General features: G+C 59.0%; 12 protein-coding genes. 8 read left to right on the top strand and 4 right to left on the bottom strand.

What is annotated here, in order from left to right:
• Positions 1–12: 12 nt before the first annotated feature.
• The 3 genes from QSJ36_RS07745 to QSJ36_RS07735 all read left to right on the top strand — a co-directional run bounded on the left by QSJ36_RS07745 (position 13) and on the right by QSJ36_RS07735 (position 4,087).
• Positions 13–513, top strand: coding sequence for a helix-turn-helix transcriptional regulator (locus QSJ36_RS07745; protein ID WP_102721513.1), 501 nt, complete (start codon positions 13–15; stop codon positions 511–513).
• 292 nt (positions 514–805) lie between these two features.
• Entirely contained in the window at positions 806–2,392 is a 1,587-nt protein-coding gene (locus tag QSJ36_RS07740; protein WP_285468030.1) for a hypothetical protein, read from the top strand.
• 48 nt (positions 2,393–2,440) lie between these two features.
• A complete protein-coding gene (locus tag QSJ36_RS07735) occupies positions 2,441–4,087 on the top strand; it encodes a fumarate hydratase (protein ID WP_022397376.1) in 1,647 nt (548 codons plus the stop codon).
• Between the two features lie 769 nt (positions 4,088–4,856).
• Here QSJ36_RS07735 and QSJ36_RS07730 read toward each other — a convergent pair.
• Positions 4,857–5,393 (bottom strand): hypothetical protein, encoded by a 537-nt coding sequence (locus QSJ36_RS07730; RefSeq protein ID WP_022397377.1) that lies wholly within the window; start codon positions 5,391–5,393, stop codon positions 4,857–4,859.
• A gap of 173 nt (positions 5,394–5,566) precedes the next feature.
• On the opposite strand from QSJ36_RS07730, the gene QSJ36_RS07725 reads away from it, so the two are divergent.
• Positions 5,567–6,019: a 6-carboxytetrahydropterin synthase gene (locus QSJ36_RS07725; protein ID WP_102721531.1), complete on the top strand. Its 453-nt coding sequence runs from the start codon at positions 5,567–5,569 to the stop codon at positions 6,017–6,019.
• Positions 6,020–6,152: 133 nt separating this feature from the next.
• Here QSJ36_RS07725 and QSJ36_RS07720 read toward each other — a convergent pair whose 3' ends face one another.
• From QSJ36_RS07720 to ffh, 3 genes are all read right to left on the bottom strand, one after another.
• Positions 6,153–6,911 carry a hypothetical protein gene (locus QSJ36_RS07720; RefSeq protein WP_180971737.1) on the bottom strand — a complete coding sequence of 253 codons (759 nt, stop codon included), beginning with the start codon at positions 6,909–6,911 and terminating at the stop codon, positions 6,153–6,155.
• A gap of 383 nt (positions 6,912–7,294) precedes the next feature.
• On the bottom strand, positions 7,295–8,944 hold the full coding sequence (locus QSJ36_RS07715; protein ID WP_285468025.1) for a beta-N-acetylhexosaminidase: 1,650 nt from the start codon (positions 8,942–8,944) through the stop codon (positions 7,295–7,297).
• 233 nt (positions 8,945–9,177) lie between these two features.
• A complete protein-coding gene (ffh, locus tag QSJ36_RS07710) occupies positions 9,178–10,617 on the bottom strand; it encodes a signal recognition particle protein (protein ID WP_102727094.1) in 1,440 nt (479 codons plus the stop codon).
• A gap of 111 nt (positions 10,618–10,728) precedes the next feature.
• Between ffh and nadA the strand changes: the two genes are divergently transcribed.
• From nadA to QSJ36_RS07690, 4 genes are all read left to right on the top strand, one after another.
• Entirely contained in the window at positions 10,729–11,664 is a 936-nt protein-coding gene (gene nadA, locus QSJ36_RS07705; protein ID WP_253231590.1) for a quinolinate synthase NadA, read from the top strand.
• Between the two features lie 16 nt (positions 11,665–11,680).
• Positions 11,681–12,679, top strand: coding sequence for an SAM-dependent methyltransferase (locus tag QSJ36_RS07700; protein WP_022397383.1), 999 nt, complete (start codon positions 11,681–11,683; stop codon positions 12,677–12,679).
• A gap of 52 nt (positions 12,680–12,731) precedes the next feature.
• Positions 12,732–12,983, top strand: a complete 252-nt coding sequence (locus tag QSJ36_RS07695; protein ID WP_022397384.1) for a hypothetical protein — start codon at positions 12,732–12,734, stop codon at positions 12,981–12,983.
• Positions 12,984–13,222: 239 nt separating this feature from the next.
• Entirely contained in the window at positions 13,223–13,477 is a 255-nt protein-coding gene (locus tag QSJ36_RS07690; protein ID WP_102721505.1) for a hypothetical protein, read from the top strand.
• Positions 13,478–13,832: the final 355 nt, after the last annotated feature.

Genomic DNA, 13,832 nt, shown 5'->3' with positions numbered 1-13,832 from the left:
ACAAAGATATGCATGAGTGAGAATCAGGATGAACTCAAAGTGCAGATCAAGGCTTGGCTGAAACAGCAGAACATCTCCCGCAATGATTTTGCGGAGGAATGCTTCGTGTCTCCCAACACGGTCCGCAACTGGCTTGCCAAGGTAGCCATTCCCAAAGACAAGGAAGCTCTCATCCGGCTCATGATGGAAAAGACGGAAAGGGAGAAAAAACTGAAGGAGGCGGCAAGAGCCCATTGGAAACCCTTCGCCGTCATGCTGAGCGCCGAGGATTACAAACTCATCGAAGAAGCCGCCAGAAGAGACAACATGACGGTGGAGGAATGGGCGGAAGCCACCCTGATCAAGGACGCCCAGAAGAGGATGAAGAATTATTACGACGACGAAAGCAGCCTCCCGAACGACATCCCTCTGGCAGCGGAAATTCCGGAGGAGTACGGCGCTCCCAGGCCTTCCTCCTCTTCCAGTTCCTCATTCTCCGAACCTTCTTCTCCCCGCCGCAAGCCGCGGCAATAACCCATGGCGGATATGGCAGGCACCCCCCGTGCAGGGACACCGCCCTCCCGCTGAGCCCCCCTTCGGCTGAAATCCCCCGGCTCCCTGCGGTTCCGGGGGATTTTCCTGTCAAGGCCCCGGGAACGACTCAAACACTTGCGGCAACTGAAACCGGGATGGGTTTCCGCAAACGATTTAAAATACGCGTATCCGCAGGGCACGATGGGGATATTAATTACCGCAGGGGCTTGCGCCGCTCCCGTCCGCTCTTTTTTCTTGCCTGACGTGTTAGAGGGGTTCTATCATATTGACCATGAGACAACTACTCTGCCTGCTGTTCATTTCCGCCTTCTGGCTCCCTCTTTCCGCCCGTGCGGAGGCGGCTCCGCCGGCCGTTCCCTCCATTGCCGTCAGGATGGTGCATCCGGACAGCCTGGAGCTGGACCGGGAAGGAAAACCGGTTCCGGAAGGATACACGCCTTATGTGTATGAATTCCGCGACCGCCACGGAAAGATGCAGCGGGAACGTCTGTTCCTGAAAGATGAACCGGTCATTACGGAGGCGGAGGTGGAACGGGCAGGCGTCGATCCGAGCAGACCGGAGCATCTCAACATCACCCTGAACACGCCGGGAGGGAGGGCCATGAAAACGGCTACATCCGCCATGAGGCTGGGACATGACAGGCTGGCTGTCGTCGTTCAGGGAAAAGTCAATTCGGCCCCGGTGGTTCAGGCCATTATTTCCCGTGCTTTTGAAATTTCCGGACTGGACGGGGAGAATGAAGCCGCCAACTTGGCGGAATTGCTCAACCACCGGACCGCCACGGGGAAAACCACCCCTTTCATTCCGCGGGATCTGGCCCTGTACGTCATCCATCCGGAGAACGCCCGGCTGGTGGAAGAAGGGACGCTTTCCGTACCGGGCTACCGGCTCTGGAGCCGCCCGGGCGCGGAGGAAGAAAAAGACGCGGAGAAGGAATACCTGTTTCTGGGGAACGCCCCCATCGTCACCGGGGATTACGCCCAGTCCGCACGCCCCAATCTGGATTATCCAGGGCATCTGGACATCGTTTGGAATGAAGAAGCGTACAGGAACCTGGAACAGGCCTGCGCCGCCCTCCGGCCCGGCAAGGACAGAATGGCCGTGGTCCTGCGCGGCGCCATCCTGTCTACGCCCGTATTCCATAAAATGCCTTCCCACGCCACCCTCATTCCCGTGCCGGGAGATGACCGCCAGCTGGATGCCCTCTGCGCGGCCATCAATACCCAGTTTCCGCCGCTCACGGAACAACAGCAGAGGAAGGTGAAAAAGAAGCTGGCCGTTTATCCCGTGCATCCCCGCAGCACGGAGCTGGAACAGCGGTTCCTCCCGGAACTCCGGCAAGGGAAAACCATTCATCTGAAAAGCGGGTTCCGCTCCATCCCCTACACCCGCCCTGATTTCCCGGAGCCTGTTCCATCCTGGGCCTTTATCCGGCCGGAATCCCTGATCGGCCCGGAGGATATCCGGTACGCGGCACGGGAGCAGGACGGCACGATTACCTGCCAACTGCTGCCCCGTGCATGGGAAAAAATGCATGCCTTCATGGACGCAAGCCCTGCGGGAACCGTGGCCGCGGCGATTGTCTTTCAGGGGAAGGTTCACCAGATGTTCAAGATCAGAGACAGCTTGCTGCAGATGTGGGGAATCCCCGTGATCACATTCATTCAGCCCATTTCCGTCATTTACATCCTCACTCCGGAAGAGGAACGGCGCATGCACCGGGAATTCCTGTATCACGTCTCCAGGGATATGCTGTTTCCCGTCAGTCCGTGGTTCTTTAAAAACTGCGTTCCTTTCCGTACGCTGGGCGAACAGAAGCCTTTTTTAATGATTGATTCGGGCCTGAACCGCCCCTGATTTTTTTGCTCGAACCGGGGGCGGCGCTCCGCTATATTGCCTCCCGTTATGGCAACACCGGATTTTCATTACCAGGATCCTTTTCCCATTGAAAAGGACGACACCCAGTACCGCCTCATCACGTCCGACTACGTGAGCGTGGGTGACTTTGAAGGACACCCCATGCTGAAGGTGGAACCGGAGGGCCTGCGCCTGCTGGCCGCGGAAGCCTTCCATGACGTGGCCTTTTTCCTGCGCCCCGCCCACCTGAAGCAGGTGGCCGCCATTCTGGACGACCCGGAAGCCAGCGCCAATGACAAGAGCGTGGCCCTGACGATGCTCCGCAACGCGGAAGTGGCTTCCGCCGGAATCCTGCCCTTCTGCCAGGACACGGGCACCGCCACCATCGTGGGCAAGAAGGGACAGCAGGTCTGGACCGGCTGCGACGACTGCGAACAGCTTTCCCACGGCGTTTACGACGCCTACACCCAGAACAACCTGCGCTATTCCCAGACCGTGGCGCTGGACATGTATACGGAGAAGAACACCGGCACCAACCTGCCCGCGCAGATTGACATTGAAGCCGTGGAAGGCATGAAGTACTCCTTCCTCTTCGTCGCCAAGGGCGGCGGCTCCGCCAACAAGACCTACCTTTACCAGGAAACGAAGGCCCTGCTGAATCCGGCCACGCTGAAGAAGTTCCTGGTGGAGAAGATGAGCACGCTGGGCACGGCGGCCTGCCCGCCCTACCACATCGCCTTCGTCATCGGCGGCACATCCGCGGAAAAGTGCCTGAAAACCGTGAAGATGGCTTCCACCAAGTATTACGACAACCTTCCGACCACGGGCAACGAGTACGGACGCGCCTTCCGCGACCTGGAGCTGGAAAAGGAACTGCATGAGGAAGCCTGCAAGCTGGGCCTGGGCGCCCAGTTCGGCGGCAAGTGGTACGCGCTGGACGTGCGCGTCATCCGCCTGCCCCGCCACGGAGCCTCCTGCCCGGTGGGCCTGGGCGTCTCCTGCTCCGCGGACCGCAACGCGAAGGCCAAGATCACGCCGGAAGGCATCTTCATTGAACAGCTGGAAACCAATCCCGGACAGTACATTCCGGAAGCGCTGCGCATGACCTCCAGCGAGGCCGTCTCCATTGACCTGAACCGCCCGATGAAGGAAGTGCTGGCGGAACTGAGCAAGTACCCCGTCACCACGCGCCTGAGCCTGAACGGCACCATCATCGTGGCGCGCGACATCGCCCACGCCAAGCTGAAGGAACGCCTGGAGAAGGGTGAAGGCATGCCCCAGTACATGAAGGACCACCCCGTGTACTACGCCGGTCCGGCCAAGACCCCGGAAGGGTATCCCTCCGGCTCCTTCGGCCCTACCACCGCGGGGCGCATGGATTCCTACGTGGACCTGTTCCAGGAAAACGGCGGCTCCATGATCATGATCGCCAAGGGCAACCGCAGCCAGCAGGTGACGGACGCCTGCCAGAAGCACGGCGGCTTTTACCTGGGTTCCATCGGCGGTCCCGCCGCCATCCTGGCCAAGAATAACATCAGGAAGGTGGAACTGCTGGAATACCCGGAACTGGGCATGGAAGCCATCTGGAAGATTGAGGTGGAGGACTTCCCCGCCTTCATTCTGGTGGACGACAAGGGCAACGATTTCTTCGCGAAGATCCGCGAAGGCTGGGCCTGCGCCGGCTGCGCCCATTAAGCCGCCCGGACAGAGCGCCGGATTTTTTCTCCCTGTTCCGCCATGCCGCGCGGAACAGGGATTTTTTACGGTCCTTTACGGGAAAACTCGTTTTATCTCCCCTCCTTTTTCCCTTGAGCTTTTGGGTAGATTCTTCCGAATATCCCCGGCACGCTGTTTCAAGCATTCATTAAATCCGGAAGGAGGAAGAAGCGCAGATATAAACAGGTGGAATCCGCCACCCGTTACAGGGAGAATCTCCAGCCTTTAAAAAACCGTTTGTAAGACATTGCCGGAAGTTTTTCCTGCTTGACTATTTATGGAAATTTTTCATAGTGGTTCCGGTTAGTATCATACAAATCACATTTACCTCTAATAAATCGCCCCGTCCTGTGTCAGCAGGACGGGGCTTTTCGTTAACTGAACATTACAATGAGTAACTCAATCAGCCTGGTTAGTATGATACAGTCATTCACATGGTACACCTCCTTTTTAATCCGGGATCAACCCGGTGCGGATATTTTACAGAAAAACAATATTATTTCAAGATTTTCAATTTCAGCAAATTTCCCCGTCCCGGAGAGTATTCCTGTCTTTTCATGCCATTCTCCCATGCCCGGGGCAGGCGTTTCAGGGAAAGAACGGCAATAGAGCCCGTCCACTCCAACAACTCCGGAGATGGACGCCAGGCTGGCAGGGCAACGCGGTTCCCCCATTGCAGCAGGCGCCACGGAAAAGCCCCCGTCCACGGGAAGGCAGGGGAACACGCCGGATACACAGTGCGCCCGCTTCACGCAAGCAGGGAATAAAGCAGCATCAGCGCCAGATTGGCGCCAGCGGCCAGCAGCAGCCTGCCCGGCTTCAAATACCGTGCCTTTCCCAGGAAAACCGTCAGCACCGTAAAGACGGCATACAGGGATATCCACATCAGGAAGAATTCCGCCAGATTCCTTCCGTTCCCGAGACTGTCCAAGGGCATTTTCCAACCGGAAAACAGGAGGGGCAACGCCGGAAGCACGGCATAAACGGCATATACCCAGTTCCTCACCACCGGCCTGAAGACGACTGTCAGCGGGTCCCGGCCAAAGAGGATATTCCTGGAATGGACGCTCTGCACCTTTTCCTTCCGCAGGGCGAAGGGGAGATAGAGGAGGAGAAGCATCGGCAGCAGAACAGGCCAGGCGTACCAGACCGTGGCCGCCCCCAGCATGAAGACGAAGAAGGCGGTAAAAATGATGGGAATGCCCGCCATGAGCAGGAAAAGGAGGCTTGTCCTGCGATCCGATTTTTCTCCCATTTTCAGGAAGGACCATGAGAGGTAGGCCATAGGGCAAGAGTCTGGTTTTCCGAAGGTTGCCAGAAATCACAGCCGCCCGCAAGGAAAAGCCGCCCACGGCCGGCAGAATCCGTTACGAACCCCGTTCCGCACACAGAGAACCGGACCGCAGGCAGACTCTGATTGGGATTGCCCCCCGCCCCTTCCCACGCTATCCTGCCTTCATGGCCTACCGAATCTGCAAATCCATTGAACTGGAAAGCGGGCACCTTCTGTCCAAGCACCCCGGCAACTGCAAATTCCCCCATGGCCATACGCGTTCCGTGGAGATGGTGTTCCGGGCGGATACGCTGGACGCCAACGACATGGTGGTGGATTTCAAGGCCGTCAAGCAGATGATGGGGGATTTTCTACAGCAGTTTGACCATTCCCTGTGCGTGAATACGGATGACCCCAATTACGCCGCCTTCGTGGCCGCGTACGGAGAGCGCATCATCCCGTTTGACCGGGAGGACCCCACCAGCGAGGTAATGGCCCGCACCATTTTCAACTTCGCCCGGCATGCGCTGGAAAAGGCCAGGGAAGGTTCCGGCGAATACCCCGTGCGGGATTGCGTCACCCTGGAACGCGTGCGCGTGTGGGAGACCAGCAGTTCCTGGGCGGAATACGGAGAATAGAAGCGCGGGCTATTCCTTCCGCCACGCGTTCCGCCGGGAATGCCGTTTCAACCGCATTTCACGGTTCTCCTTTCAGGACGGTTACCCGGTTGCGGGGCAATTCCCCCGCATACGGTCTGCGGAGGCTTATCCCTTAAAAGGGGTTGAATGAGATCATGCGCTTCTGCGTCCAGTGCCCGTACGTAGAGGAATACACATCCGTAATTTCACGGGCCCATTCGTCAATGGTGCGCTGGTGGTGGGCGTATTTTTTAAAATCCTTGGTATCCACGCCCAGCAGGGCGCTGTGGTCTTCCTCGTAGTCCGCAAATTCGGAAACGATGCGGCCGTCCTCATCCCGCAGGCGTCCCGCCATGGCGATGTGGCCCTTTTTGATGAACCGCTTGACCAGGCCGCCCCCCTTGATGCCGCTCAACGCCGTGACAAAAATGCCGGCTTTGGCGTTCGTGGGCGTGATGGAAATGATGGCGAGCTCCAGCGTATAGGCCCCCCTGGTTCCCGGAGGCACCATCTCAAAGTGCGGATTTTCGGCAACTTCCTTTTCCATGCTGGCCGTGACGCTCTTCCGGAAGTATTCCGCCAGACGGTGCAGGGCATCAAATCCTTCCGCGGTATCCGGCCTCACATCCATGTGCACCGTATCCACCGGAACGACGGCCATCAGGACTTTTTTGCCGTCCACGCCGTTTACCTTGTCATTCCAGATTTTTTTATCATCAGCATTCCAGTAGGCATCAAACGGGATATGGGAGTCGCAATTTTTTACCTGATGAGTCACGAAGCCCGTCCGGGGCACATGCTTGAAGTTATTGGAACAAGCCACTACCGCCATGCCGCCAAGCAGCACGAGCGCCATCAGGGAAGCGAGGAACAGGAACCGGTGTTTCTTCATAAACAGGCAATCAGCTAGAGTCATTTCATACATGACCCGGCATCCGCTGTCAATAAAACCCAGGAAACAAACCGCTCAAGACCGGAAACCGGCGCCTTCCTCGTTGAGGCGGCAGGAGAGGGAACGCAGATTTCCGGCATCCCCCCGGTCAGGAAGAACGGAAACGGAAGGAAATTCCCCCCTCCCTGCATCCGGAAATATCCCGGCAGGGATGTTGACAAGGGTGGAAACTTTTTATCAGAAGCGCACGGGAGGGACAGGGGCCTCCGGCCTGTTTTCCCTGTTACCGTTCGTGAGAACGGAGCCGTCCGGGAATGCTAAAAGGAAAAGGCGCGGCAGGTCCATGAAAACCCTTTTAAAGGAACGGCCACCCGGGAGGGGCCTTAATCCTCTTCATCCATGGGACGGTATTTCACGGCCAGTTTTTCCAGAAGCTTCAGAGCCAGGGCGGCACGGCTGCGGAAGGATTTATAGTCCCGCGGGTCGCAGTCGCTCCAGGCCCGTTCGGCCAGCGCCAGGGCGCGGGGCCACGCCATGTATTCCACCAGCCCCATGTCGTACAGGTATTCCGTCCAGATATTGGCCTGGAGGCCGCGCACCTTGGAGGCTTCCTCCGGGGACAGCTCCGGCAGTTCATAGCCGTACACCTGCCTGAGCGGTATGAGGCCCCCGATGGCCTTCGGTTCCGTGGGGGCAGAAGACTGGTAGTAGTCAAAGTAGAAGTGGGAGCACGGGGCCAGGATGACGGGATGCCCCTTTCTGGCCGCCGCCGCGGCAAAGTCATTGCCGCGCCATGCCATGACGAAGATGTGTTTGTCTGCCTCCAGTTCCCCTGCCTCATCCCAGACGATGGCGTCATAACCGTCTTTCCGCACGTAGTCCGCAATTTGTTGCAGGAAGTCCCGGCTCAGGGCCTTGAGATCCGTCTCGTTCAGGTCTTTCAAACGGTTCTGGCAGTACCTGCATTTTTTCCATGCTTCCGCGGATACCTCGTCATGGCCCAGATGAATGGGGGAGCCGGGCGGGAAGACGGCCTTGAGTTCATCCACCACGTCTTTTACGAAGCGGAGCGTTTCCGGACGCCCCATGCAGACGGCGTCCCGGCCTTTTTTCCCTTCCACGGGAAAGTCCACCCCGTCGCAGATCAAGTCCCCGTAGGCATGCATGGCCGCATAGGAATGGCCGGGAAGGTCTATTTCCGGCACAATGGTGACCTGGCGGCTGCGGGCGTAAGCGATGATTTCCCGCATTTGATCCTGGGTGTAAAAGCCGCCGTAGGTGGCCTCCGGGTCATGCTCCTGGATGGCCAGCTTCACTTCCTGCCAGTTCCATTCCCCGTTGGCCAGCGGCACGCGCCACGCGCTCATGGAAGTGAGGAGGGGGTATTTTTTGATTTCCATGCGCCAGCCGGGGCCGTCCGTCAGGTGCAGGTGAAGCCGGTTGAGCTTGAACAGGGACATGGTGTCAATCATGCACTTGACCTCCGCCATGGTGAAGAAGTGGCGGGAGACGTCCAGCATGATGCCCCGCCATTCAAAGCGGGGTACGTCCCTGATGGAGAAAACGGGCACGGAGAAGCCGTCCTCCGTCCGGTTGGCGTTCAGTACCTGCACCATGCTCTGCCACGCGTAAAAGAGGCCCCGCGGAGCCGCCGCTTTCAGGCGCAGCACGCCCCGGCCCCCCTGCCCGGCGTCCAGGCGCGCCTCATACCCTTCCCCCGTTCCCGCAGGAGTTCCTTCCACGGAACACACCACGTCTGCGGAGTCCCTGTCCCCGGTCATGGAGAGACCGGACAGGACGCCCTGGGCGTTGAGCACATTAAGGAGAGCCTCCACCGCCGGAACATCCTTTTCCGGCGCATAGACCGCCAGCCGCAGCGGGAGACGCGCCACAGCGGACCGGTCAGACCTGCATGCGGAAGGCGCGGGGAGCAGCACCTCCTCCGCCGGGAGCATTTCCGCCATGCCGGCGTTCAGGAACCCGGCCAGAGCCAGCCACGCCGCCATCCGGTAAAAACGCCCCTTATTCATCATTCCGGGAGTACGGGGAGCAGCATTCCGTTCTTTCAATAAAAGAGGAGCGCCGCAGGCCCCTGCGGGAACGGAAGATAAAGGCGGGCGGCGGTGAATTCTTTTTCCCAAGAACAGGACGTCCTGACGGATGTATTCATTTCAGCCGGCGCAAGGGTTTGCGGCACTCCCCGCCCTTTCTTTAAAAAAGGCGCGGCCATGTTTCGCCGCGCCCCGGGTTAAATCCGTTTTTCCGCCTATTTGCGGCCGCCAAAGAGACCGCCCAGGCCACCACCAAGCCCACCAAGGCCTTTCAGGCCGCCAAGACCGCCGCCCATGCCGGGAAGGCCGGGCATCTTGCCCCCTTTCCCCTTCATGGCGCCCATCTGTTTCATCATGGCGCCCATCTTGCCCTTGCCGGACATCATCTTGCGCATTTCGGAAAAGTTCTTGATGAGCTTGTTCACCTCCATCAGGGAGCGGCCGCAGCCGGCGGCAATGCGGCGGCGGCGGGACGGGTTCAGCAGGTTGGGATTGCTCCTTTCCTTCGCCGTCATGGAGAGCACGATGGCTTCCATGTGCTTCATCCTCTTGGGGTCCAGCGCGCCGTCCGGAAGCTGCTTCTTGATTTTGCCGAAGCCGGGGAGCAGGCCCAGCAGGCCTTCCAGCGGCCCCAGGTTCTGCATCATCTTCATCTGGTCCAGGAAGTCGTTAAAGTCAAATTTGCCGGACATCATGCGGTCCATGGATTTGGCCGCCTGTTCCTCGTCAATGCGGGCGGCGGCATGCTCCACCAGCCCCACGATGTCACCCATGCCCAGGATGCGGTCCGCCATGCGGCCGGGGACAAAGGGGCCGAACTGGTCCAGCTTTTCCCCCTCGCCGGAGAATTTGATGGGCTTGCCCGTCACGGAACGCATGGAGAGGGCAGCGCCCCCGCGGGCGTCCCCGTCCAGCTTGGTCAGGACGATGCCCGTGACATTCACGGCCCGGTCAAAGGTCTGGGCCACGTTCACGGCCTGCTGGCCCGTGGCGGCGTCCACCACCAGAAGGGTTTCCCGCGGGGAGAGGAAGGCGTGCAGGTGGCGCAGCTCGTCAATCAGGGCTTCATCCACTTCCTGGCGGCCCGCCGTGTCAAAGATCATGACGGTCCCGTTCTGGGTCCGGGCCCATTCCAGGGCCTCACGCGCCACGGCCACCACGTCCCGGCTGCCGGGAGCGGGCTTGTACACGGGCACTTCTATCTGTTCCGCCAGCGTAGCCAGCTGGTCCACGGCGGCGGGGCGCACCAGGTCGCAGGCCACCAGCAGGGGGCGGCGCCCCTCGTTTTTCAGACGCAGGGCCAGCTTCGCGCTGGTGGTGGTTTTGCCCGCGCCGTTCAGGCCCACTACCATGATTCTGGCGGGGTCCGTCAGGTCCAGTCCCACGGCGTCTCCGCCCAGCAGGGCGGCGATTTCATCACGGAAGATTTTGACGATCTGTTCCCCGGGCTTGATGGATTTGAGCACTTCCTGCCCCATGGCCCGCTCCTTCACGCGGCCGATGAATTCCCGGGCCACGCCAAATTCCACGTCCGCTTCCAGCAAGGCCAGCCGGATGTCCCGCAGGGCGTCCGCAATGTTCTTTTCAGAAATCTTGCCCAGGCCCCGCAGCTTCCGGAACGTGTTATCCAGTTTATCAGCTAAAAGTGAAAACATAATCGTATGATGCGCCAGACTGTGCCACATTTCCCGCCCCCCGTCAACAAGTGCGCCCTGCATGGGACATGATGCTTGACTTGCCGGGGGCTTCCCCCCATCTTTTCCCGCATGGCACCTTTTGACCTGAAAGAGGAAATTTTACGCCTGAAAAAAGAACGCAACGCCATCATTCTGGCGCACAGCTACCAGACCGGGGACATCCAGGACATGGCCGACTACGTGGGCGATTCCCTGGGGCTGGCCTACAAGGCGCAGCATACGGATTGCGACGTGATCGCCTTCTGCGGCGTCCATTTCATGGCGGAGACCGCCAAGATCCTCAATCCGGACAAAACCGTCATCCTGCCGGACGCGGACGCCGGCTGCTCCCTGGAAGCCTCCTGCGACGCCGGGGAACTGGAAGCCTTCCTGAAAGAGAACGCCGACAGGAATTATTACGTGGTGGCGTATGTGAACTGCTCCATCGGCGTGAAGGCTCTGGCGGACGTGATCGTCACCTCCGGGAACGCCGTGAAGATTGTCTCCCAGGCTCCGGAGGACCGTCCCATCCTGTTCGTGCCGGACCAGAACCTGGGCGCCTGGGTAGGCCGCCAGCTGGGACGCCCCATGGAGTTGTGGAACGGGGCCTGCCACGTGCACATGGAATTTACGCGGGACCAGATTCTGGCCCTGAAGGAGAAGCACCCCGGCGCACTGGTGGTGGCGCACCCGGAATGCACGGAGGCCGTGCGCCTGCTGGCTGACCACATCTGCTCCACGGAGAAGATGATTCCCTACTGCACGGAAAGCCCGGCTTCATCCTTCATCATCGTCACGGAATCCGGCATCCTGCACCGCCTGCGCAAGCTGGTGCCGGGCAAGGAGTTCATTCCCGCCCCCACGGAGCAGTGCTCCTGCAGCACCTGCCCGTACATGAAGATGAATACGCTGGAAAAACTGTACTTGGCTCTCCGGGACCTTTCCCCCGCCCTGGAGCTGCCGGAAGACCTGCGCAAGAGGGCGGAAGCCCCGCTGCTGCGCATGCTGGAGCAGTCCAAATCCTGACCCATTTTTCCCCCGCATGATACGCCTTTCCGACCACATCGCGGCCGCCGGCGGCTGGCTTTCCCTGGAAGCCTTCATGCAGCTGGCCCTGCACCACCCGCAGGAGGGGTATTATTCCTCCTCCATTGAAAACATCGGGAGCCGCGGGGATTTTTCCACCACTCCCACGCTGTCCCCCATTCTGGCAAAGGCCGTCGCCGCACGCTGGAAGGAGGCCTGCGCCCGCTGCGGCAGGCGGCTGCCCCTGCTGGAGATAGGCGCCGGCTCCGGAGCCCTGGCCGTCAAGGTTCTGGAACAACTGGGGTTCTGGAACCGCCTGAATACGGATTACGTGATTGTGGAGTCCTCCCCCCGGCTGCGCGAATTCCAGCACCTTCTGCTGGGAAGCCAGGCCAAAATTTATGCTACCATGGAAAAGGCGCTGAAGCACTGCGGCGGCAAAGCCTTCATTTTTTCCAACGAGCTGGTGGACGCCTTCCCGGCCCGCGTGTTTGAGTACACGGAAGAGGGCTGGCGGGAAGTGGGGCTTACCGTAAAGGACGGAGCCGTGCGGGAGGAACTGCGCCCCGTCCGCCAACAGCCGCTTTTTTCCCACATGCTGGAATATGATTCCCAGCCGGGGCAGCGTCTGGAGATTCACGATTCCTACGCACGCTGGTTCACCGGCTGGCTGCCCCTCTGGAACATGGGCGTCATGACGGTCATCGACTACGGGGACGAAATGGAGCGGCTTTACTACCGCCGCCCCCAGGGTTCCCTGCGCGGGTATAAAAGCCACCAGGTGCTGACCGGGGAGGAACTGTACCGGCACCCCGGCCTCACGGACCTGACCTGCGACGTCAATTTTACGGACCTGCTGGAGCTTTCCCGCAACTGCCTGGGGGATACGGTCACCCTGATGACCCAGCGAGATTACCTGCTCCCCTATGCGGAGAACACGCCGCAGGACGCCTTCCTGACGGACGAACACGGCGCAGGAGGCCATTTCCACGTGCTGATCCAGGAACGGCTGTAATGTTCGTCATTCCTTTCCCGAATTTGCATCGTTAAACTTCCTGTGTGCCCCTATGTTCGATCTTTCCGATTTTTTGAAAGATATTTTATCCTCATTGATTGGACCTCCCGGGAGTGGCAGGGATGACGAACAATCCCGGAGGCGTCAATGGACGGGTATTATTCTCCTGGCAATCGTCATGGGATCTCTGCTCTTATGGATACATATGAACAGCATGGCGGCTCTTGTTCTCGGCATGGTCTTTGCCTTTTGGCTGATCGCTTATATTATTGTCCAATCCCTCCGGAATCATGACTATAAATAAAATTGCCGTGGTTATGCCTAGGGGAAGTTTAGATACGAAGGCCGGGAGGCCTTCGTTCCCAGGCGACCGCTTCTCATGCATGTCATTGGAATTGTCCCATCCCGGATTTCCTATCATGACCGCGCTTTTGGGAACAAGGGCCTCCCGGCCCTTGTAAATAAGTTAGTCCATAACATCCCGGCCTTCCGATAACAAAGCTCATCCACCAACTTCCTCCTTCCAACTCCTTTCACAAAACCATGTTTGACCTTCTTTCCTTTCTGCTGGATATCCCGTCCCTTCGAGCAGAGTTTTCCCCGCGCGCCAGACATGACGGGGAATCCCCGTACTGGCGTTTCATGGGCATCCTTCTTCTGGGAGCGGACCTGGCCGTGCTGTTGTTAGGAGACATCACGGAAAGCATGCCGGCTCTTTTAGCCACTATTGCCCTCAGCCTCTGGCTAGTCGCGCACCTTGTCATCCGCTCCTCCCGGCACAGGGATAACCGAGGATAAAGCATCCTCCCTCCTTCCCAAAAGCACCCTTCACGCCAACATTGCAGGGAAACCGGGTCTACCCTCTATTTCCACTTTCAGGGCAGTAAAAACATGATGCATTCATTCTCAAAGCATCCTGTATTTCCTTCCATGGGCCTGTCATAAAAATTTTCTCCTTTTTGAACGCAAGCCCCCACCCGGGACTCTAACCTGCATCAGTAACAAACCGGGCGGCGGGAGGTAGAGAGACCGCCACCCATTATGGGGAGTTCTGAGTTTCATAGGTAATATAGTTGGATAAAAACCCGCACGGGGGAAACCCTGTGCGGGTTTATTCATCCCCGCTCCGGGGCACCCGGAAAACAGGGCCGGA

The sequence above is a fragment of the Akkermansia sp. NBRC 115031 genome (assembly GCF_030268505.1).
GTDB classification, from domain to species: domain Bacteria; phylum Verrucomicrobiota; class Verrucomicrobiia; order Verrucomicrobiales; family Akkermansiaceae; genus Akkermansia; species Akkermansia massiliensis.
This window is presented reverse-complemented; position numbering and strand designations above follow the sequence as displayed.